At 68.5% G+C, this 19,245-nt stretch carries 22 protein-coding genes and 1 pseudogene; 8 read left to right on the top strand and 15 right to left on the bottom strand.

The window, feature by feature from the left end; genetic code table 11:
- Positions 1 to 22: 22 nt before the first annotated feature.
- Complete coding sequence (locus G4Q83_RS24430; RefSeq protein WP_211288382.1) at positions 23 to 304, bottom strand: hypothetical protein; 282 nt, start codon at positions 302 to 304, stop codon at positions 23 to 25.
- Between the two features lie 325 nt (positions 305 to 629).
- Between G4Q83_RS24430 and G4Q83_RS03780 the strand changes: the two genes are divergently transcribed.
- Positions 630 to 1,393 (top strand): IS5 family transposase gene (locus G4Q83_RS03780; RefSeq protein ID WP_246432268.1). Its coding sequence is split into 2 segments (ribosomal slippage): positions 630 to 945 and positions 945 to 1,393, totalling 765 coding nucleotides; the frame shifts between segments, so codons are not numbered across the junction.
- Positions 1,394 to 1,710: 317 nt separating this feature from the next.
- On the opposite strand, the gene G4Q83_RS03775 is transcribed toward G4Q83_RS03780, so the two are convergent.
- The 5 genes and pseudogenes from G4Q83_RS03775 to G4Q83_RS03755 form a co-directional block, all read right to left on the bottom strand.
- Positions 1,711 to 2,859 carry a PDDEXK nuclease domain-containing protein gene (locus tag G4Q83_RS03775; protein ID WP_246432267.1) on the bottom strand — a complete coding sequence of 383 codons (1,149 nt, stop codon included), beginning with the start codon at positions 2,857 to 2,859 and terminating at the stop codon, positions 1,711 to 1,713.
- Positions 2,860 to 2,873: 14 nt separating this feature from the next.
- A complete protein-coding gene (locus tag G4Q83_RS03770) occupies positions 2,874 to 4,073 on the bottom strand; it encodes a tyrosine-type recombinase/integrase (RefSeq protein WP_128421920.1) in 1,200 nt (399 codons plus the stop codon).
- Between the two features lie 63 nt (positions 4,074 to 4,136).
- Positions 4,137 to 5,219, bottom strand: a complete 1,083-nt coding sequence (locus G4Q83_RS03765) for an IS30 family transposase (RefSeq protein WP_185817340.1) — start codon at positions 5,217 to 5,219, stop codon at positions 4,137 to 4,139.
- Between the two features lie 435 nt (positions 5,220 to 5,654).
- Positions 5,655 to 6,821: a glutathionylspermidine synthase family protein gene (locus G4Q83_RS03760; protein ID WP_128421958.1), complete on the bottom strand. Its 1,167-nt coding sequence runs from the start codon at positions 6,819 to 6,821 to the stop codon at positions 5,655 to 5,657.
- Position 6,822: 1 nt separating this feature from the next.
- Positions 6,823 to 7,233, bottom strand: a pseudogene (locus tag G4Q83_RS03755) (DUF1190 domain-containing protein); the annotation flags it as partial.
- 81 nt (positions 7,234 to 7,314) lie between these two features.
- Between G4Q83_RS03755 and G4Q83_RS03750 the strand changes: the two are divergent.
- The gene (locus G4Q83_RS03750; protein ID WP_128422000.1) at positions 7,315 to 8,253 is read left to right on the top strand and encodes an IS1595 family transposase; all 939 of its coding nucleotides are present in this window, start codon (positions 7,315 to 7,317) and stop codon (positions 8,251 to 8,253) included.
- Here G4Q83_RS03750 and G4Q83_RS03745 read toward each other — a convergent pair.
- The 8 genes from G4Q83_RS03745 to pdxH all read right to left on the bottom strand — a co-directional run bounded on the left by G4Q83_RS03745 (position 8,237) and on the right by pdxH (position 13,193).
- A complete protein-coding gene (locus G4Q83_RS03745; protein ID WP_128418811.1) occupies positions 8,237 to 8,434 on the bottom strand; it encodes a hypothetical protein in 198 nt (65 codons plus the stop codon). The genes G4Q83_RS03750 and G4Q83_RS03745 overlap by 17 nt on opposite strands.
- A 12-nt stretch (positions 8,435 to 8,446) precedes the next feature.
- Positions 8,447 to 8,851 (bottom strand): DUF350 domain-containing protein, encoded by a 405-nt coding sequence (locus G4Q83_RS03740; RefSeq protein ID WP_128418810.1) that lies wholly within the window; start codon positions 8,849 to 8,851, stop codon positions 8,447 to 8,449.
- A gap of 51 nt (positions 8,852 to 8,902) precedes the next feature.
- A complete protein-coding gene (locus G4Q83_RS03735; RefSeq protein WP_128418809.1) occupies positions 8,903 to 9,571 on the bottom strand; it encodes a YjfK family protein in 669 nt (222 codons plus the stop codon).
- Between the two features lie 264 nt (positions 9,572 to 9,835).
- The gene (locus G4Q83_RS03730) at positions 9,836 to 10,627 is read right to left on the bottom strand and encodes a PspA/IM30 family protein (RefSeq protein WP_128418808.1); all 792 of its coding nucleotides are present in this window, start codon (positions 10,625 to 10,627) and stop codon (positions 9,836 to 9,838) included.
- Positions 10,628 to 10,637: 10 nt separating this feature from the next.
- A complete protein-coding gene (locus G4Q83_RS03725; protein ID WP_128418807.1) occupies positions 10,638 to 11,054 on the bottom strand; it encodes a YjfI family protein in 417 nt (138 codons plus the stop codon).
- A 300-nt stretch (positions 11,055 to 11,354) separates the two neighbouring features.
- Entirely contained in the window at positions 11,355 to 12,143 is a 789-nt protein-coding gene (locus tag G4Q83_RS03720) for an ABC transporter substrate-binding protein (protein ID WP_128418806.1), read from the bottom strand.
- A gap of 1 nt (position 12,144) precedes the next feature.
- Positions 12,145 to 12,597, bottom strand: coding sequence for an aminoglycoside 6'-N-acetyltransferase (gene aac(6') / locus G4Q83_RS03715; protein ID WP_128418805.1), 453 nt, complete (start codon positions 12,595 to 12,597; stop codon positions 12,145 to 12,147).
- Complete coding sequence (pdxH, locus tag G4Q83_RS03710; RefSeq protein ID WP_128418804.1) at positions 12,594 to 13,193, bottom strand: pyridoxamine 5'-phosphate oxidase; 600 nt, start codon at positions 13,191 to 13,193, stop codon at positions 12,594 to 12,596. The genes aac(6') and pdxH overlap by 4 nt, the downstream gene beginning before the upstream one ends.
- A gap of 313 nt (positions 13,194 to 13,506) precedes the next feature.
- On the opposite strand from pdxH, the gene G4Q83_RS03705 reads away from it, so the two are divergent.
- Positions 13,507 to 14,049 carry a shikimate kinase gene (locus G4Q83_RS03705; RefSeq protein ID WP_128418803.1) on the top strand — a complete coding sequence of 181 codons (543 nt, stop codon included), beginning with the start codon at positions 13,507 to 13,509 and terminating at the stop codon, positions 14,047 to 14,049.
- Complete coding sequence (aroB, locus tag G4Q83_RS03700) at positions 14,046 to 15,155, top strand: 3-dehydroquinate synthase (RefSeq protein WP_128418802.1); 1,110 nt, start codon at positions 14,046 to 14,048, stop codon at positions 15,153 to 15,155. Before G4Q83_RS03705 ends, aroB begins: the two co-directional genes overlap by 4 nt.
- 313 nt (positions 15,156 to 15,468) lie before the next feature.
- Here the strand turns inward: aroB and G4Q83_RS03695 are convergent, their stop codons facing one another.
- Positions 15,469 to 16,092 (bottom strand): isochorismatase family protein, encoded by a 624-nt coding sequence (locus tag G4Q83_RS03695; RefSeq protein WP_128418801.1) that lies wholly within the window; start codon positions 16,090 to 16,092, stop codon positions 15,469 to 15,471.
- Between the two features lie 90 nt (positions 16,093 to 16,182).
- Between G4Q83_RS03695 and G4Q83_RS03690 the strand changes: the two genes are divergently transcribed.
- The 4 genes from G4Q83_RS03690 (at position 16,183) to G4Q83_RS03675 (ending at position 19,098) form a co-directional block, all read left to right on the top strand.
- Entirely contained in the window at positions 16,183 to 17,124 is a 942-nt protein-coding gene (locus tag G4Q83_RS03690) for a GlxA family transcriptional regulator (RefSeq protein ID WP_128418800.1), read from the top strand.
- Between the two features lie 28 nt (positions 17,125 to 17,152).
- The gene (locus G4Q83_RS03685; RefSeq protein ID WP_128418799.1) at positions 17,153 to 17,407 is read left to right on the top strand and encodes a WGR domain-containing protein; all 255 of its coding nucleotides are present in this window, start codon (positions 17,153 to 17,155) and stop codon (positions 17,405 to 17,407) included.
- A gap of 8 nt (positions 17,408 to 17,415) precedes the next feature.
- Positions 17,416 to 18,480: a uroporphyrinogen decarboxylase gene (gene hemE, locus G4Q83_RS03680; RefSeq protein ID WP_128418798.1), complete on the top strand. Its 1,065-nt coding sequence runs from the start codon at positions 17,416 to 17,418 to the stop codon at positions 18,478 to 18,480.
- Positions 18,481 to 18,711: 231 nt separating this feature from the next.
- Complete coding sequence (locus G4Q83_RS03675; RefSeq protein ID WP_128418797.1) at positions 18,712 to 19,098, top strand: VOC family protein; 387 nt, start codon at positions 18,712 to 18,714, stop codon at positions 19,096 to 19,098.
- Positions 19,099 to 19,245: the final 147 nt, after the last annotated feature.

Raw genomic sequence — 19,245 nt, 5'->3', positions numbered from 1 at the left:
CCGATGGCCCGATACCGTGCCCCTATCGCGCGCGCCGTTGGTTCCGGGAAAGGCCATTGCCCGTAGTCCGAAGACGCCATCTACGCTGCATCTGGCCGCATGCTTGCGTGCGTCGCCGTCCGCGCCGGCTCAGGCCGCAGCGCCGGGCGGCAGCGGGATCCCGGTTCGGCAGCGGCGCGCCGCGCTCGAACGCGGCGATGTTGTCCAGCGTCGCCGCCATGATCTGGCCGATCGCCTCCTCGGTGAAGAACGCCTGGTGGCCGGTGACGATCACGTTCGGAAACGACACCAGGCGCTGGATCACCTCGTCGGTGACGACCGTGGCCGACAGGTCCTGGAAGAACAGGTCCGCTTCCTGCGCGTAGACGTCGATCGCCAGGCCGCTCAGCCGCGCCGATCACCGCCTCGGTATCGACCAGGCCGCCGCGGCTGGTGTCGACCAGCGCGCGCCGGGCGCGATCCGCTGCAGCGCGGCGGCGTCGATCAGGCGCCGGGTCTGCGCGTCAGCGGGCAATGCAGCAAGACCACGTCGCTTTCCGCCAGCAAGGTCGGCGGTCTCAACCGGTCGATGCAACAGCTTGATTTAGGGCCTGTTAACACTAATGGCCCGAGCGTTTAAACTATCGGGCATGGAGATCACGCCAGCACAATCTTCCCTAATCGAACACTGCCTGCCGGCACAGCGCGGCAATGTCAGCATGACCAACCTGCAAGTGGTCAACGCCATCCTTTACGTTGCCGAGCATGGCTGCAAATGGCGCGGCCTGCCCAAGCGCTTTGGCAACTGGCACACGGTGTACACACGCATGAACCGCTGGGCCAAGGCGGGTGTGCTGGACCGGATGTTGGCCCAATTGCAGAAGTCCCAGATCGTGCGCATCAAAATCGAAGCAATCTCGCTGGACTCCACCAGCATCAAGGTGCATCCCGATGGCACGGGCGCATTAAAAAAAACGGTCCGCAGGCCGTCGGCAAGTCCCGCGGTGGATGGAACACCAAGATTCATATGGTTGCCGCAGATGCTCGAACAGCCATCACCTTTGGATTGACGCCTGGTAACGTGCATGACGCACCTGCAGGCCGCACGTTGCTTGAACACCTGGGGCCAGTGGAGCGGCCGATTCATTTGTTGATGGACCGTGCCTACGAAGGCAACCAAACCCGCCAGTTGGCGCTCGATCTTGGCTTCGTGCCGGTGGTCCCGCCGAAATCCAATCGGGTCGAGCCTTGGGAATGCAACCGGGAGATGTACAAGCGGCGCAACGAGGTGGAGAGACTGTTCCGTCGCCTGAAAGGCTACCGCCGGATTTTCTCGCGCTTCGAGAAGCTGGATGCCATGTTCCTTGGATTCCTCAGCTTCGTCCTGGTCGTTGATGGGCTTCGGATGTGTTAACAGGCCCTACTGTTTTTTCGGCCATGATCTCTATGTCCCATCCTTGCAAATGCGAATTTGTTTCCTGCAACTGTTCGGGCTCGCAGAGACCAGTCGCAGATATGCGCTCAAGACTGACGCACGGGCTTGGGAGCACCGAGGGATAACGAGCTACATGCTGCGGCCAATCACCGATGCCACAACGCGGCATCGGGCATGAACGGCAATCCGTTTACGCGGAATCGAAGATACAAGGGATCAGCGCCGAATGGCTGTGATTCAGCACGAAGCACGGGGCGCAGCCCGCGAGCCCGACGGCGGTATGCCGGGACGAACGACTATGGCTTATCGTCCTTGAGGGACAGCGTTCCGCGAGATTCGAGCAGGCGCCGCGTGTTCTCTAGCTCTTTTTGCAACAACTCGGCATCCGGCAACACTGTCCGATAGTTCGCTGCCATCACTTTGGTTGGCAATCCATCCAACGCATACCGCGCCAGGGCATAGCCCTTGTCAGCGCACAGGATCAGGCCCACCGGCGGATTCTCATCTGCATAGGCCCAATGCTCCTTGGCATAGTTGCAGTACATATGCATCTGCCCCACATCTGCATGGGTCAGGCTGCCCAGCTTCAGGTCGATGATGACCAAGCAGCGCAGCTTGCGATGGAAGAACAACAGATCCACCCGATACCAGGTCTGGTCGATGCGCAACCGGCGCTGCCGCCCGAGGAAGGTGAAACCTTCGCCCAGTTCCAGCAGGAAGTCTTCCAGCCGCTGGATCAAGGCCGCTTCCAGATCGGATTCCGAATACTCGTCCTTAAGGTCGAGGAACTCCAGCACATACGGGTCTTTGATCGCATCATTGGGCGTGACGGTATCCTCGGGTTTGGACACCGCCCCCTTGACGAGCATCGCCGCCTTGTCCTTGGACAAGGCCGTGCGCTCGTAGAACTGGCTTCCAATCTGCCGGTCGAGCTGGCGCACGCTCCAGCCGCCGCGCAGCGCCTCGGTCTCGTAGAACTGGCGGGCATGGTCATCCTTGACCGATAGCAGCCGGACATAGGCCGACCACGGCAGGGTGAAGACCTGGGCCAGTTCGGAGAGGTCGAATTTCCGAGACACCGTCTCGGAATTCTCGATGGGCCGTCCGTCTCCAGATTTCCGAGACAGTGTCTCGGAAATTGCCTCAAGGGGGTAAGCGGCGAAGAAGCGCCGCATGTTCTCCAGGTTGTCCGGGCTGAACCCACGCCCGAAACGAGCCGTCAGATCGGCGGACAACCGCGCCATCAACTGCTCGCCGTAACCGGCCCGCCGTCTGCCTTTCTGCTCTGCTTCGACGATCCGGCGGCCAATCTCCCAATAGCTGGCCGTCATCAGCGCATTGACACTGCGCGCCGCTGCCTGGCGCGCCGCATCCAGCAGCTCCACGATGCCGCCGTGGATGCCGGCATAGCCAGCCGGTAAGGCAGCGGGTTTCCGCGTTGCCACGGGCGTCTTCCTTGTCATGCTGTCACCTCCATAGAACGGGATGCCCCGGTGATCGCCAGCCGCCGATTCGCCACCAGTTCGGCCGCATCCCGCACCGGCTTGTCCTCGGTATGAACATAGTGCATAAACATGGCCACGGTCTTGTGGCCTGTGAGCTTCATGCCCACCTTGGTTGGCACGCCCGAGTTGGCAATATCGGTCGTCGCCCGGTGACGGATACCGTGCGTGCCAACGTGCGGCACGCCTGCGGCCTTGAGCACGCGCCTCCAGCCGCCATAGTGCTCGCCGTGGGTCAGGTGCCGGGGCGGGTCGTTCGGCGACGGCAGGACGTAGGGGCAACCTTCCCGGCGCGGCGCGGTGGACAGCAGCCGATAGGCTTCCTCACTCATGGGCTTGGAGATGCCGCCGGTCTTGCTGTCAGGCCAGACCACGCGGCGCTTTTCCAGATCAACCCAGCCCCATTCCAATGGGCAGATTTCGGAACGGCGGGCGGCGAACTCGAATTGCAAGCGGATCGCCAGCGGAATGACGTAGTTCTCCAGCCCTTCCGCCTCCAGATGCTCCAACTGGCGGAAGATCCGAACCAACTCGTCGTCCACGATGAGCCGGGTTTCCTTGCCGGGCGGATACATCGGGACATGACGACACGGATTCGTGCCGTCCGGGCGCAGTCCCCACACTTCGGCCAGGTTGAACATCTTGCGTAGCACGCCGAAGGTGCGATTGGCTTCGGCCCGCTTGTAGGCCAGCTTCTTCATCAACGCGGCCACGTCTGGGCGCTTCACGTCCTGCACCTTCATACGGCCCATGATCGGGATGATGCAGCGGTCAATCACGCCCTGATAGCCGCGTTGCGTGCTGGGCTTGTTACGCTGCTTGGAGTAGTCCTCCATGAAGGTGTGGCAGAACTCCTTCATGGTCGGTGCCTTGCGGGCGGCGTTCTTGGCTGCGCTGGGGTCGCCGCCCTTGCGCACCTCGGCCAGCCACTCCTGCGCCATCGTGCGCGCCTGATCTACCGTCAGTTCCCCGTACTGACCCAAAGCAGGCTTGCGGCGCTCGCCAGCGTTCGTGCGGTACTGGAGCATGAACACCTTGCGGCCCGCCGAGGTGATCTTGCACAGGAAGCCAGGCACCAGGGTATCCCGTAGTTCGATGGCCTTGTCTTGAGGTTGTGCCGCATCGACTGCGGACTTGGTGAGCTTGATCTTCGCCATGATGACTCCTCGGAAAGCCCGGTTTCCAAGAGCCGCATGGGAGCCACGCGAGGGGAGGCCGGGTCAAGTTTTGGAAAGCACCGGCATATGTTGAACTCGCCTAAGTGATTGATAAACCTGCTGTATCGAGCCTTGGCGTAGTCCAGCGAATTGCGGTACTGGAGTCATCGTGAAACAAAAAAAGACCTGCACGTCTGTCGCCAGGGTGAAGCGCTGGTGCTTGTGCATTTCGGCACCGCGATCCCAGGTCAGGGAACCTTTCAGCTGAGCAGGTAACCGCCGGATATGCTTGGCGACCGCGTCCACCACGGTGGCACTGTCGCGCGAAGGAAGCTTGATCAACATCACAAAGCGCGATTGCCGCTCCACGAGCGTGGCGATTTGCGTGTTCACCGTGCCCATCAGCAGGTCGCCTTCCCAGTGCCCAGGTACCGCGCGGTCGTCCACCTCGGCCGGACGCTGGCTGATCGGCAGGGCATCTATCATCAGGTTGCGGGCGCCCTTGCGGCTCTTCCCGTGGCGTCCCTGCGCGGTCGGATAACGCACCAGTCGACGCGTGCGCAACTGGGCCAAGAGCTGCTTCTTGAGCACCCCGCGACTCTGAACGAACAGGCTTCGATAGATGGTTTCGTGCGACACCGGCATACTGTCGTTGTTTGGATAACGGCGGACAAGCCATCCGCTGATCTGCTGCGGCGCCCAGCGACGGGCCAGCTTGCTGGCGACCAGGCGGCGAAGCACCCCGCAGCGGGCAAGCAGGCAGGCTTTGGGCCGTTTGGCTTGCGACCAGGCGCGCTCGTCGGCGTGTGTCGCGCGGTAGATCTCACAGCCTGCGTTGCGCTCGATCTCCCGACTGATGGTCGAGACCGCCCGGCCCAAGGCCTGAGCGATCTGGCGCAGGGAACGGCCTTGGCACAGGCCGCGCGAGATCTCCTCGCGCTCAGCCAGCTGGAGTGCTCGTGCCGCTCGTTTGCACGGTCGCGGCGCAAACCCACCGCGCTGCCGAAGGACGTACCGAACCAACGCTTCATCCCGCTCAAGCACCTTGGCGATAACACTCGGCGGCTCGCCCGCCTGCCAGCGCGTCCATAGCTGTTCACGGTCCGCTGCCGACAAATGGCGCCAAACCCTGACTGTTCTGCTCATGATGTCCACCTCCGTCCTGATCAGACTACGGTGTTGCATCGATCGGTTGAGACCACCCTTGGCCTGGCGATCGCTGGGCGCACGCGCGCGCCGGCGTGAGGACGCATTGGGCTGCGCGCGCCGACGTTCGCAGCGAGGACGCGACTCGAGCGCGCCAAGCCATGGAGTCCGCGCGAGCGCTTTCGCCTTGTGCGTGACGGTCGGCGAATCGTCGTGAGGGCGGCTCCGGGCGCCTTGCCTTGGGCATCGGTCGCGACGGGTTTCATCGGTAACGCCCGTCGCGGCCGAAGCCGCTCCTACAGGATCCGGTTACAGGATCCGGTTGTCTGCCGATAGGGTGAGAAAACGCCCTAGGACATTTTCGACTCTGATATTTGCAGCCAGCGGAGTGTTGTGGGAGCGACTCCGGGTGGCCTCACTTGGATCGAAAGTGCTCTAGCCGACGATCGCGTGCGGCACGAACCGCGAGGTGTCGCGGGTGATGACCCCGGCGTCCTCGCGCAGGCCCATGCCGGCGGCCTGGTCGGCGATCACCCAGCTGCCGACCAGCGGATAGTTGCCGTCGAACCGCGGCAGCGGATGGTAGGCCTGCACAACCGCCGGGCCGTCGGCGTAGGGACCGGGCGACTGGATCAGTTCGCCCTGCGCGGTCAGCACGTCGATGTTGGCGCCTTCGCGCGAGAACAGCGGCTTGCGCACCCAGCCGGGCGCCAGCGCCTGGCCCGGCGTCTCGAAGTGCGCCGGCAGCAGGTTCGGATGCCCGGGGTGGCGCTCCCACAGCAGCGGCAGGATGCCCTTGTTGCTGAGCACCGATTTCCACGCCGGCTCCAGCAGTTGCAGCTTGTTCGACACCAGGTGCGGGCCGAACTCCTCCTGCATCATGAATTCCAGCGGATACAGCTTGAAGATGCTGCGGATCACCCGGTCGTCGGCGTCGGTGAACCAGCCCTCGGCGCTGATGCCGATGTCCTCGATCGCCACGTCCTCGGTGGCGATGCCCACCTGGTGTGCACAATCGCGCAGGTACTGCACGGTGGCGCGGTCCTCCACCGAGTCGCGCACCGCCGAGAAATGCATCGGCGTGGCCAGGCGCCCGGACTGCGCCAGCGTCGCCAGCGCTTCGCACAGGTATTCCTGGATGCGGTTGTACTGGTCCGCGCCGTCCGGCAGGCGGCCGGCGGCGACCTGCTGCTCCAGCCACAGCCACTGGAAGTAAGCCGATTCGTACAGCGAGGTGGGGGTGTCGTAGTTCAGTTCGTAGAGCTTGGCCGGGCCATCGCCGGCGTAGGCCAGGTCCATGCGCCCGTACAGGTGCGGGTCGCGGTTGCGCCACGAATCGCGCACCCAGTCCCAATAGTGCGCAGGGATGCCCAGCCGGGTCAGCAACGCTTCCGACTCGACCGCCTCGCCGGCCAGTTGCATCGCCATGTCGTGCAGTTCCTGGGTCGGCCCCTCGATGTCGTCCTCGACCTGGCGCAGCGCGAAGGCGTAGTACGCGGTTTCGTCCCAGTAGGGTTCGCCGTCGATGGTGTGGAAATGGAAGCCGAGCTGTTCGGCCTGGGTGCGCCAGTCCGGGCGTTCGTCGATGCGGATGCGGCGCACGTCAGCCGCCGAAGCCGCTGCTGCGGTCGCCGCCGAACGAGCTGCGCGCCGCGGCGCTGGAGCCGAAACCGGAACGCGCGACGGTGATGGCGCGGCTCGGCGGCGGCGGCAGCCCGGCCTTGCCCTGCACCGTGCCCACATCGCGTCCGGCCAGGTCGCCGTTGGACTTGTAGTAGCCGCCATCGCGGTAATCGCGGTACAGCGGCGAGGCGCCCATCACCCCGCGCCCGCCATAGCCGCTGGTCGCATTGCCCAGTGCGTAGCCGATCAGGAACCCGGCCATCGGCGGAATCCAGCTGACCTGGCCGCGCTCGTCGCTGAACGGCGTGCAGTTGCCGAACTGCTGGTTGCACTGCGACTGGCCCTGGAACCGCGGCGCGACCCTCTTGTGCTCGAGTTGCGCTTTCTGGTACCTGATTACCCATCAGTCGCATCCCTTGATTCGGGGCTGGTCAATGCTGCAAGCCGCTGATTCGACAGAGGCGATGCGACGATGGCCAAGAAGAACCTGATCCAGTTCCAGGCGGGCATGAGCCTGCCGGCGTTCCTGCGGTCCTATGGGAACGAAGCGCAATGCCGGCAAGCCGTCTTTGAACAACGGTGGCCGCAAGGCTTCTTTTGCCCAGCGTGTGGACATCGGCGGTCTTGCCAGTTGCACAGCCGCGATCTGCTCCAATGCAATCGCTGCAAACATCAGACCTCCTTGACGCGCGGCACCTTGTTCGCTGATACCAAGCTGCCGTTGCGCACCTGGTTCCTGGCGATCTACCTCCTCAGCCAGCACAAGAACGGCATCTCGGCGTTGGCGCTGCGCCGGCAACTTGGAGTGAGCTACAACACCGCCTGGCTGATCAAACACAAATTGATGCAAGCCATGGTCGAACGCGAAGCCTCCCATCAGTTGAGCGGGGATATACAGGTGGACGACGCCTTTTGGGGCGGAGAGCGCCACGGCGGCGGGGCCGGCCGTGGCAGTCCGGGCAAGACCCCGTTTGTGGCCGCCGTTCAGTGCTCTGCGCAGGGACATCCTGTCGCCATGCGCCTGGATGTGGTGGCCGGTTTTCGCAAGGCCGAACTGACCCGCTGGGCAAGCCGCTATGTCGCCCCAGGCAGTCGCGTTGTTTCCGATGGCCTGAGCTGCTTCCCAGGCGTGGCCCTGGCCGGATGCCACCATACCGCCATCTTCAACCGCGGCCGGCGAGTGCCCACAGAGCCGGCGCTTATCTGGGTCAACACCCTCCTGGGCAACATCAAGAACGCCTTGCATGGCACCTATCACGCCTTGCGCCCAAAGTACCTGCAGCGCTACCTCAGCGAGTTCTGCTATCGCTTCAACCGACGCTTCGACCTGGCCGCCTTGGTGCCACGATTGATCTGCGCCTCCCTCCACACTCCACCGCTGCCCTATCGGATTGCTACGCTGGATGCGTGATGTGGGTAATCAGGTTCTGGTAAGCGGCCTTGCACTCCTCGACGCTGACGTCCTTCTGCACGTTGCACTGGTCCGGCGAGGCCAGCACTTCGCCGGTGGGCGGGCCGGCGTCGCACCCGATCAGCGGCGACGACAGGGTCGCCGCCATCAGGCTCAGCTTGAGATGGGTGGATCGCTTCATCTGCGTGCTCCCTTACGGCGTGATCGCGGCGGCGTTGATCAGGCCCACGGCGATCGAAACGCCCGCGGAGAAGATGCCGGCCGCGGCCACGTTGTCGGTGATCTGGTGCGAGATGCGGCCGCTGACCAGGCGCGCCAGCAGGTAGGCGACCACTTGGATCGCGGCGGCCACCGCGCCCCAGATCAGCGCATCCAGCAGGCTGACCGAGTAGCTGATCGCCGCATGCAGCGGCAGCGCGATGCCGATCAGGGTGCCCCCCATCGCGGTCGCCGCGGCGGCGTTACCGTTGCGGATCAGGGTGAAGTCGCGGTGCGGGGTGATCAGCGCGACCACCGCCACCGCGGCGATCAGCACGCCCAGGCCGACGCCGACGTAGGACAGGAACGCGATGAAGCTCTGGAGCGTGATGGCATGCATGCGGAACCTCGGGAATGGCGAAGGAAGCGAATCCGGCGCAGCGCCGGCGGGTCAGGTGATGTCGAGATCGGCGATGCTCAGATCCACACCGATCGCGTAGGTGATGCAGAACGCGTTCGGGCCCGAATCCTCGCCGGTGACCAGCAGGAACTCGTCCCTGTCCAGCTCCGGCACCGGGCGGCTGTACAGCATGGCGTAGTGGGTCAGGTCGCCGTCGCGCCGCGGCGGCGTGTGCCGGTACAGCGTCTCGTCGTAGGCGATGGCCGGGATGCGTCCGCCCTGCTCGGTGGACTGGGTGCTGCGCGACCAGCGCCGGCCGGCGTACTCGATGCTCGGCGCGCCCAGGTGGGCGTTGTACAGCACGAACTGCTGGAACGCGTCCTTGGTCGGCGGATTGAGCGTCTCCACGAACACGAAGCCCTTCATCGCCTCGATGTCGCCGGCGCAGGTGCTGACCTGGATGTAGGCGTCGTCGTCCACGTAGAAGCGGTGCAGCGCGTAGCCATCGCCCAGGTCGATATGGCCGTAGCAGGGAATGCCCTGGTAGCCGCCGGGCAGCTCCGCGGTCATCGCCCCCGGCGCGGCACGGAACATGGTGGTATCGAACTGCACCTGGCCGCCGATGCGCAGGCCCAGCGGCGGCAGCGCGTGCGCGATCTCGCCATTGGCCGGCGCCGGCGCGGCGGGCTTGGTGCCGAACAGTTTTCCCAACAGGCTCATGTGTGCGCCTCCGCGCAGGCAGTGGATAGGGAACGGAGACGCGGCGCCGGCGGCGGCGCCGCGCCGGCGCGGGCGGCCGCGGCACTGTGCATGCGCCGCTCGGTCGGTCCGGGCGTGGTGCGTCGCGCCTGGCCCGCGCGTGGTCTGCGCGGCACCGGCCAGCGGCCCGCGCACCGCGCCGCCAGCGCGTCGCGGCGGCGGCGCCGCGCGCGCGCCGCCATCTGCGGCCCAGCAGCGGCATGACGCATCCCGTGCCGCCGCCGGTCAGTTGCCGGCGTCGCGCCGCACGCCGACCTCGTGCACGTCGCTGAGGGTGCCGGTGGCCGGGGCCGGCGGCGCCAGGGCGGCCGGCGCGCTGTCCGCGCCCAGCTGCAGCGGCTTCTTGAACCGCGCCAGCACCGACGCCGCGTCGGCGTCGCCGGACAGCAGGCCGGCCGCGGCCAGGCGCTTGTTCAGATCGCCGTCGCCGCTGCTGCTCTCCAGTTCCTCGGCCGATTCGATCCGCGCCGCGGCCTCGGCCTGGCGCGCCTTGATCCGGTCCAGCGAATCCAGCGCCGAGCCCATGCGGCTGTTGGCGCCGGCATGGCGCGCGGCGATGGTCGCCTGCGCGCGCTGCACCGCGTCGGTGGCCTTGACCGTGTCGATCTGCTGGCGCATGCCGCGCAGTTGGCCTTCGGCCTTCTGGATCGCCGCCTTCAGCGACACGATCGACTGGTCCAGCTGCACCTTGGTGGCCTGGTCGGCGCGGTCCTCGGTCTCCAGCGCGGCCAGCTTGGCCGCCACGTCGTGGGCCAGCGCTTCGTCGCCCTTGCCCAGCGCGCCTTCGATGTAGCGCACGTACTCGGCCATCTTCGCGTTGCGCGCGTCGATCTTCTGCTGCGCCAGCTTGCTCTGCGCCATCAGCTTGGTCAGCTCTTCGCGCGAGCGGGTCAGCTCGGCGCCGGCGTCGCGCACCTCCTGGTCGAGGATGCGCAGCGCATTGGCGTCCACGGTCTTCTGCCCCACTTCATGGGCGGTGCCGCGGAACAGGGTCAGCAGTTTGGAGAATATGCTCACGGGAAACGCCTCAGGCAAAGAACGGCTTCAGGGATTCGGCGGCGTCCAGGGTATTGGCCGCCAGCACTTGGATTTCTTCGTCGACCTCGTCGAGCGACGAGGACGCCGACAATTCGCCGAAGATGATGTAGGTGTCCTTGCCCTCGTGCTGGATCAGCCCGAGGTTGGACAGGGGATTGAGCGGGTTCAGGCGCATGCACGCGTCGTTGAGGCCGTTGCGATCGGCGACCTGGTCGGCCGGCGCCAGCACCGTGGACACGAAGATCTGCGAACCGGACGCGGCGACCTGGATCTCCATCTCGCCGAAGTCGTGCAGGGTCAGGTTGATCGCCGGCTCGGCGCCCTCGAACAGCTCGATGGCGATCGGCGCATTGCGGTAACGCTCGGCCAGCAGGCCGTACAGTGCGGTGGTGGTCAACGGGGACATGCAGACTCCTGGTCCTTAGAACTCGGCAAAGGCGGCGCGTGCTGCGAGGCGCCATAGTACAGACTGGGCGTTGCGCCCGTCAGCGGCGCGGAGCGGGATCGGGGAATCGGGATTCGTTAAAGCATGCGAACGCACGCCGTGGCGGCAGCGGCGGATGCCCGCAGCGCTTGCGCCGACCGCCAGGCGCAAGCGCGACCACACGCTGCCGCTGAACCGTTGCGATCGATGCGGTGGCCACCCTGGTCGCGCATGCGGGGCCCGGTGCGCCTACGCAACCGGGCCCGGCGCTGCAGGATCCGATCAGCGCCGCGCCCAGGCCTGCACGATGACGGCGATCGCGCGCACGCCGTCGGTCAGCGCTGCAGGGCCCGGCTGCAGGATCAGCGGCGACTTGATCTCGAACAACTGGCCCTCGCGCACCGCCGGGACCGCGGCCCAGCCCGGCCGCGCCGCCACGCGCTCGGGGCGGAAGCGCTTGCCGCACCACGAGCCGAGGACGATGTCCGGCGCACGCCGCACCACTTCGTCGCCGTCGGCCAGGATCCGCGCCTTGGCCAGCGGTTGCGCCGACAGCTCCGGGAACACGTCGTCGCCGCCGGCGATGCGCACCAGTTCGGCGACCCAGCGGATGCCGGTGATGAGCGGCTCGTCCCATTCCTCGAAATAGACCCGCGGCCGCCGCGGCAGCGCCGCGGCCTGCGCCGCGATGGCGTCCAACCCACGCCGCAGCGTGTCGGCATAGCCATCGGCGCGCGCGCCGGCGCCGACCAGCGCGCCGAGCCGGCGGACGTAGTCGAGGATGCCGTCGACACTGCGGTGGTTGGCGATCCACACCTCCACCCCGTGGCGCACCAGCTCGGCGGCGATCTCGGCCTGGATGTCGGAGAAGCCGATCGCCAGGTCCGGCCGCAGTGCGAGGATCGCGTCGATTCTGGCGCTGGTGAAGGCGCTGACCTTGGGCTTGTCGCGGCGCGCCTGCGGCGGACGCACGGTGAAGCCGCTGATGCCGACGATGCGCTGCTGCTCGCCGAGCGCGTACAGCGTCTCGGTGGGCTCCTCGGTCAGGCAGACGATGCGCCGCGGGCCCATGTCAGGGCGCCACCGGCATGCGGAAATACACCACCCGCTCGGTTTCCTCGAAGCCGCAGGCGCGATGCGCGGCCTGCGCTGCGGCGTCGTCGATCCGCGCATCGGAAGCCAGTTCGCTGCAGCCCTGCGCGCGGGTCCACTCCAGCACCTGGCGCAGCAACGCCAGGCCGACGCCGCGGCCGCGCCACTCCGGCGCCACGTACCAGCCTTCCAGGAAACCCACCGGCGAGCTGTCGGTGCCGTTGACATAGTCCTGGCGCAGGGTCACGTCGGCGAAACCGATCGCGCTGCCGTCGCCGGCGAAGGCCAGGAAATTGGCCCCGTCCTCGCGCTGCAGCGCTTCGACCACGCCGCCGAAGGCATCGCTCTCGTCCGGCCACAGCGCCACCCGCAGCGCCGCCCAGGCGCGCAGATCGGCGGCGCCGGCGGCGCGCACCGAGAACGCATCGGTCACGGGAACAGCATCCGCTTGGACCAGTGGCCGGCGGCATCGGCGTCGTAGCGCCAGCGCTCGTGCAGGCGGTACTTGCCGCCGTACCAGAACTCGAAGCTGCGCGGCACCACGCGGAAGCCGCTCCAACCGTCCGGGCGCGGCACGTCGCGGCCGGCGAAACTGGCCTCGGCCTTGGCCACGCGCTGCTCGAACTCCTCGCGCGACTGCAGGGTCCGCGACTGCATGGAGGCCCAGGCGCCGATCTGGCTCATGCGCGGACGCGAGGCGAAGTACGCATCGGCCTCGGCCGCGGCGACCAGCTGCACCTCGCCGTCGATGCGCACCTGCACCCCGTCCTCGCGCATGCGCCGCCACAGGAACAGCAGCGAGGCCTGCGGGTTGGCCTGCAGCTCACGGCCCTTCTGGCTGTCCAGGTGGGTGTAGAACACGAACCCGCGCGCATCGTAGGACTTCAGCAGCACCACCCGCGAGGACGGCCTCGCCTCCAGCGTGGCCGATGCGACCACCATCGCGTTGTATTCGGCCTCGTCGCTGGTCCGCGCCTCCGCGAACAGGTCGGCGAACGTGGACAGGGCGTCGACGTAGAGATCGGGCATGGCGGCAAGGCACTCGGCGGGCGATGCCCCATTGTCGCGCCATGCACGGCGCACTGCACGCGTCCGCGCGCGCCGCCGCCGCCGCGGCACTGGCCTGGGCCTGGGCCTGGGCCTGGGCCTGGGCCTGGGCCTGGGCCGGCGCAGTCGCCCGCGGCGGCCGGCGGCAAACGCAGCCAGTCACCAGCCAACCAGCCGGCCGGCTGACAACGCCGGACGCCGGACGCGCGACGCCACGACCGCGTGCGCTCACCGCGCGGCGCATGCGGCCACCGCGAATGGCCTGCACGCCTGGCGCGTCTGCTAGCATCGGCGGATGAACCCCGCCGCCAATCTCGTGCTGGTCGGCCCGATGGGCGCCGGCAAGAGCGTCATCGGCCGCCGCCTGGCCGAGCGCTTCGGCCTTGTCTTCGTCGATAGCGACCAGGCCATCGTCGAACGCACCGGCGCAAGCATCGCCTCGCTGTTCGAGCACTCCGGCGAGGCCGGCTTCCGCGAACACGAGCGCGCGGTGCTGGAAAGCGTCCTCGTCACGCCCGGCCACCTCATTTCCACCGGCGGCGGCGCGGTGCTGGATGCCGACAGCCGCCGCGAGATGCGCGACCACGGCTTCGTGGTGTACCTGCGGATCAGCGTGGCCTCGCAGTTGCAGCGCCTGCACCGCGACCGCAGCCGCCCGTTGCTGCAGCGCGGCGACCGCGAACGGGGGCTGCACGATCTGCAGGCGGTGCGCGAGCCGCTGTACCGCGAGGTCGCCGACCTGATCCTGGACACCGACCATCTCAATCCCGCCGAAGCCACCGCGCAGCTGGTCGTGCGCCTGGCCGCGGCGTGGAAGCTGCCGGAACCCACTGCATGACTGCTTCGTTGCGCACCGTCGAGGTCGATGGCGACCCGGCCTACATCATCCGCATCGGCCCCGGCCTGCTCGAGGACGGTGCGCGCCTGGCCGCACACGTGCGCGGCCGCCACGTGCTGCTGCTCAGCGACGGCAACGTCGTCCCGCTGTACGCCGCGCAGCTGCGCGGCGCATTGCTGGCCGCGCGCCCGGACCTGAAGATCGGCGAATTCGTGGTCCCCGCCGGCGAGGCCTCCAAGACCCTGGACAACTTCGCCGCGGCGATCGCCGCGCTGGCCGAGCTCGGCGCCACCCGCGACGCCTGCGTGTTCGCGCTCGGCGGCGGCGTGGTCGGCGACCTGGCCGGCTTCGTCGCCGCCTGCTGGATGCGCGGGGTGGACTGTGTGCAACTGCCGACCACGCTGCTGGCGATGGTCGATTCCTCGGTCGGCGGCAAGACCGCGGTGGACATCGCGCAGGGCAAGAACCTGGTGGGCGCGTTCCACCCGCCGCGCGCGGTCATCGCCGACACCGCCACCCTGACCACCCTGCCCGCGCGCGAGCTGCGCGCCGGCCTGGCCGAGGTGATCAAGTACGGGGCCATCCGCGACCCGCTGTTCTTCGAATGGCTGCACGCCGAGCGCCGCGCGCTGCTGGATGCCGATCCCGCCGCGCTGGCGCAGGCGATCGCGCGCAGTTGCCAGCACAAGGCCGAGATCGTGGCCCGCGACCCGCTGGAACAGGGCGAGCGCGCCCTGCTCAACCTCGGCCACACCTTCGGCCACGCGATCGAGACCGAGCAGGGCTACGCCAGCCCCGGCAGCGACAACCTGGTGCATGGCGAGGCGGTGGCGGTCGGCATGGTGCTGGCCGCGCGGCTGTCGGCGGCGCTGGGCCTGGCCGGCGACGCCGACACCGAGGCGCTGCGCGCGCTGTTGGCCGACTGTGGCCTGCCGACCGCGATCCCGGCCGGGCTCGACCCGGCCGCGCTGCTGGCGCACATGCGCCTGGACAAGAAGAACGTGGCCGGCCGCCTGCGCCTGGTGCTGTGGCGCGGCATCGGCCGCGCCGAGGTGGTGCCCGACGTCGACGAGGCCGCGGTGCTGGCGGTCCTGGCCGACGGCTGAGCCATCGCAGCCCCGGGGCAGGGGCTGCCCTCGCGCTCGATCAGCCGCGCCCTGCGGGTGCGCCACGTGCTCGGTGCCGTCCGGCGCATGGAACAGGTCGCCGGTGCGCTGCAGCGCGGCGTGTTCGCGGCCGTCGGCGCGCCAGCGCATCTCGACCCGTCCGTCCAGCACCGCGAACACGTCCTGGCCGTCGTTGACATCCGGTCGGTCCAGTGCAGGCGCAGGCCGACGCCGTCGATCAGCGCGATCGGCAGCGCCTGCCAGGCACGGGCGCCGGTGTGGTCGCGGTTGCGCACCACCCACGGCCCCGGACTCATGCCGCGCCGCGCCCGCGCAGGTTGGAGTGCCGCACCTCGTCCAGCGGCAGCGCCGCGCCGGCCTGCAGCGCTGCGATCCACTGCGCGGTGCTCGCCACCGCGGCGAAGTTGCTGTGGAACACCACGCCGAACACCCGGTGGATCTCCTCGGCCGACGCGCGGCCGGCGGCGTTGGCGTAGGGCAGCGCGCCGCTGGCATCGCCCAGCACCTCCACCCGCAGGCCGCGGTGGAAGGCCTCGTAGACGCTGGAGGCGTTGCAGTTGTGGGTCATGTAGCCGACCACGGTCACGGTGTCGACCTCGCGCGCCGCCAGCCACACGGCCAGGTCGGTGCCGGCGAACACGCTCGGCTGGTCCTTGAGCAGGTGGTGGTCGCGCGGCTGCGCCGCCACCTCCGGATGCAGGTCCCAGGTGGCGCCGCCGCGGGCGAACAGCGGCGCGCCGGCCGGGGCGGTGTGCTGGAACACCACCACCGGCACGCCGTGCGCCCGTGCCGCCGCCATCGCGCGGACGACGTTGGGCAGCGATTCGGCCAGCGGCGGATGGACGATCTGCAACTGGCCGCTGAAATACTCGTTCTGGACGTCGATGACCAGCAGAGCACGGCGGGGAGAGGACATGGGCGAAGGCTCCGGGTTGGGGAGCGGCCAGTCTGCGCAGCGCCCGCCGCCGCCAGTGGCCCGATGCACGCTCTTCGTTAGAATCGGGCCATGTCGCTCCAACGCATCGCCGTGGTCGCCTTCGACCGCATCAGCCCCTTCCACCTGTCGGTGCCCTGCCTGGTGTTCGATCCGCGGCCGGCCGCCGGCCTGCCGGCATTCGAACTGCGGGTGTGCGCGGCCGAGCCGGGCCCGCTGCGCACCGACGCCGGCTTCGCGGTGCAGCCCGCGGGCCTGGACGGCGCCGACACGGTGATCGTGCCGTCCTGGCGCGACCCCGGGGAGCCTGCCCCGGCCTTGCTGTGCCAGGCGCTGCGACGTGCGCACGCGGCAGGGACGCGGCTGGTCGGGCTGTGCCTGGGCACCTTCGTGCTGGCCGACGCCGGCCTGCTGGACGGGCGCCCCGCCACCACCCACTGGGCCGCGCTGGCGCGCTTCGCGCAGCGCCACCCGCGCGTGCACCTGCAGCCGGACGTGCTGTACGTGGACGACGGCGATGTACTGACCTCCGCCGGCACCGTGGCCGGCATCGACTGCTGCCTGCATCTGGTCCGCCGCCGCCATGGCGCCGAGATCGCCAACCGCATCGCCCGCCGGCTGGTGGTGGCGCCGCACCGCCAGGGCGGGCAGGCGCAGTACGTGGAGCAGCCGCTGCCGGCGACGCGGCGCGACGCACAGCTCGGTCCCACCCTGGACTGGATGCTGCAACGGCTGGAACGGCCGCATCGGCTCGACGCGCTGGCCGCGCACGCGCACATGAGCCGGCGCAGCTTCACCCGGCACTTCCGCGACGCCACCGGGACCACCGTGGTGCAGTGGCTGGCGCACCAACGCCTGGCCCGGGCGCAGCAACTGCTGGAGGGCACCGACCTGGCGCTGGAGCGGGTCGCCGGCGACAGCGGCTTCGGCAGCGCCGGCGCGCTGCGCCAGCAGTTCCTGCGCGTGCTGGGGGTGACGCCCTCGGCCTACCGGCGCGGCTTCCGCGCCGGCTGAGCCGGCCGCCAGCGGCTACAATCGGCGCATGCGCGTCTTCCTCCAGCAACGCCCCGGCGGCAACGAGCCGCCCCGCTACCTCCAGCTGTCCCTGCAACCGGACCTGTTCGGCGGCTGGGAATTGCTGCGCGAAAGCGGCCAGATCGGCGGCCGCGCGCAACTCAAGCGCGAGCAGTACCTGCTGCAGGACGACGCCCACGCCGCCTTCGAGAAAGCCCGCGACACGCACCTCAAGCGCGGCTTCCAGGTCATGTTCATTCGCGGCGCCGACGCCCCGCGCTAAGGAATCCCATGCTCAAGAACGACCGCCTGCTGCGCGCGCTGCGCCGCGAGCCCGTGGACCAGACCCCCGTGTGGCTGATGCGCCAAGCCGGGCGCTACCTGCCCGAGTACCGTGCCACCCGCGCCCGCGCCGGCAGCTTCCTGGCCATGGCCAAGACCCCGGAACTGGCCTGCGAAGTGACCCTGCAGCCGCTGGCGCGGTTCCCGCTGGACGCGGCGATCCTGTTCTCCGACATCCTCACCATTCCCGATGCGATGGGCCTGGAGCTGTATTTCGTCGAAGGCGAAGGCCCCAAGTTCCGCCACCCGGTCCGCGACGCGGCGGCCATCGCCCGGCTCGGCGTGCCGGACATGGAGACCGACCTGCGCTACGTGATGGATGCGGTGCGGGTGATCCGCCGCGAACTGGACGGCAGCGTGCCGCTGATCGGCTTCTCGGGCAGCCCGTGGACGCTGGCCTGCTACATGGTCGAAGGCGGCGGCAGCGACAACTACGCGCGGGTCAAGGCGATGGCGCTGAACGAGCCCGCGGCGCTGCACCGGCTGCTGTCGGTCAACACCGACGCGGTGATCGCCTACCTGGCCGCGCAGCGCGCGGCCGGCGCGCAGGCGCTGCAGGTGTTCGATACCTGGGGCGGCGTGCTCAGCCCGGCGATGTACCGCGCATTCTCGCTGCCCTACCTGCAGCGCATCGCGCGCGAACTGCCGCGCGGCGACGGCGCCGAGCGTACCCCGCTGATCCTGTTCGGCAAGGGCAATGCGCCCTACCTGGAGGAACTGGCCGCCTCCGGTGCCGAAGGGCTGGGCGTGGACTGGACCATCGACCTGGCCGATGCCGCGCGCCGCAGCGGCGGCCGCGTCGCGCTGCAGGGCAACCTCGACCCGGCCACGCTGTACGGCTCACCGGCGGCGATCGAACGCGAGGTGCAGCGCGTGCTGCACAGCTACGCCGACGGCAACGGCTCGGCGGAAGGCCATGTGTTCAACCTCGGCCACGGGCTGTCGCCGGACATGCAGCCCGAGCACGTCGGCGCGCTGGTCGCGGCGGTACAGCGGCACAGCCGCCGCGCTTAGCGCAGCGACGAGGTTGTATCGCACGGCACGGCACGGGACTCGGGACGGCAGCAGGCTGCCCGGAGGCGGATAGCCGCCAAGCGATTTGATGAAAAGCCGGCAACGATTCGTAGAAGAAGCAGCTCAATCGGACATCTGCGGCCTTACTACAAACGCCGAGACGACCGCGGCGGCCGCCACACGCGGCGCCGATTGCGATACGCTGCCCGCGTCTGCGCCAACGCAAACCGCATGAATCCCATCAGCTATTTCGAAATCCCGGTGCACGACCTGGAACGCGCGATCGCCTTCTACGGTGCGGTGTTCGGCCATGCGTTCGAACGCACCGACGTGGACGGCAACGCCATGGCGTTCTTCCCGTACGCGCCGGACCGACCGGGCGCCAGCGGCGCGCTGGCGCAGGGCGACAGCTACCTGCCGGGCAAATCCGGCGCGCGCCTGTACTTCGCGGTGCACGACATCCAGGCCACCTTGGACAAAGCGGTCGGTGCGGGAGGCCGCGTGCTCTACCCGCCGACGCAGGTCGGCGCATTCGGCGAAGTGGCGGAAATCGAGGATTCCGAAGGCAACTGCATCGCCCTGCACGCGACACCGCCTGCACCCGATACCGCGCAGTGACGCGCGCACGCGAGCCGCACCGACGCCAACCATCCACGCCCCTCCGCTGAGCGCGGGCGAGCGGCCCGACGCCGCCACCCTGACCAACGCGAGCCGCACCGACGCACGCCGGCGCCTCCTGCCCAGCAATGCCGGGCGGCGCGGACG

Source organism: Xanthomonas theicola, from assembly GCF_014236795.1.
Taxonomy (GTDB): domain Bacteria; phylum Pseudomonadota; class Gammaproteobacteria; order Xanthomonadales; family Xanthomonadaceae; genus Xanthomonas_A; species Xanthomonas_A theicola.
This window is presented reverse-complemented; position numbering and strand designations above follow the sequence as displayed.

Bases quoted from the DNA above. Each gene is read 5' to 3' on its own strand.
- G4Q83_RS03750 (WP_128422000.1), top strand. From the start codon at position 7,315: ATGGCCAAGAAGAACCTGATCCAGTTCCAGGCGGGCATGAGCCTGCCG.
- G4Q83_RS03690 (WP_128418800.1), top strand. From the start codon at position 16,183: ATGTCGCTCCAACGCATCGCCGTGGTCGCCTTCGACCGCATCAGCCCC.
- G4Q83_RS03740 (WP_128418810.1), bottom strand. From the start codon at position 8,851: ATGCATGCCATCACGCTCCAGAGCTTCATCGCGTTCCTGTCCTACGTC.
- G4Q83_RS03770 (WP_128421920.1), bottom strand. From the start codon at position 4,073: ATGGCGAAGATCAAGCTCACCAAGTCCGCAGTCGATGCGGCACAACCT.
- G4Q83_RS03695 (WP_128418801.1), bottom strand. From the start codon at position 16,092: ATGTCCTCTCCCCGCCGTGCTCTGCTGGTCATCGACGTCCAGAACGAG.
- G4Q83_RS03735 (WP_128418809.1), bottom strand. From the start codon at position 9,571: ATGAGCCTGTTGGGAAAACTGTTCGGCACCAAGCCCGCCGCGCCGGCG.
- G4Q83_RS03765 (WP_185817340.1), bottom strand. From the start codon at position 5,219: ATGAGCAGAACAGTCAGGGTTTGGCGCCATTTGTCGGCAGCGGACCGT.
- G4Q83_RS03725 (WP_128418807.1), bottom strand. From the start codon at position 11,054: ATGTCCCCGTTGACCACCACCGCACTGTACGGCCTGCTGGCCGAGCGT.
- G4Q83_RS03705 (WP_128418803.1), top strand. From the start codon at position 13,507: ATGAACCCCGCCGCCAATCTCGTGCTGGTCGGCCCGATGGGCGCCGGC.
- G4Q83_RS03720 (WP_128418806.1), bottom strand. From the start codon at position 12,143: ATGGGCCCGCGGCGCATCGTCTGCCTGACCGAGGAGCCCACCGAGACG.
- G4Q83_RS03685 (WP_128418799.1), top strand. From the start codon at position 17,153: ATGCGCGTCTTCCTCCAGCAACGCCCCGGCGGCAACGAGCCGCCCCGC.
- aroB (WP_128418802.1), top strand. From the start codon at position 14,046: ATGACTGCTTCGTTGCGCACCGTCGAGGTCGATGGCGACCCGGCCTAC.
- G4Q83_RS03745 (WP_128418811.1), bottom strand. From the start codon at position 8,434: ATGAAGCGATCCACCCATCTCAAGCTGAGCCTGATGGCGGCGACCCTG.
- hemE (WP_128418798.1), top strand. From the start codon at position 17,416: ATGCTCAAGAACGACCGCCTGCTGCGCGCGCTGCGCCGCGAGCCCGTG.
- G4Q83_RS03675 (WP_128418797.1), top strand. From the start codon at position 18,712: ATGAATCCCATCAGCTATTTCGAAATCCCGGTGCACGACCTGGAACGC.
- pdxH (WP_128418804.1), bottom strand. From the start codon at position 13,193: ATGCCCGATCTCTACGTCGACGCCCTGTCCACGTTCGCCGACCTGTTC.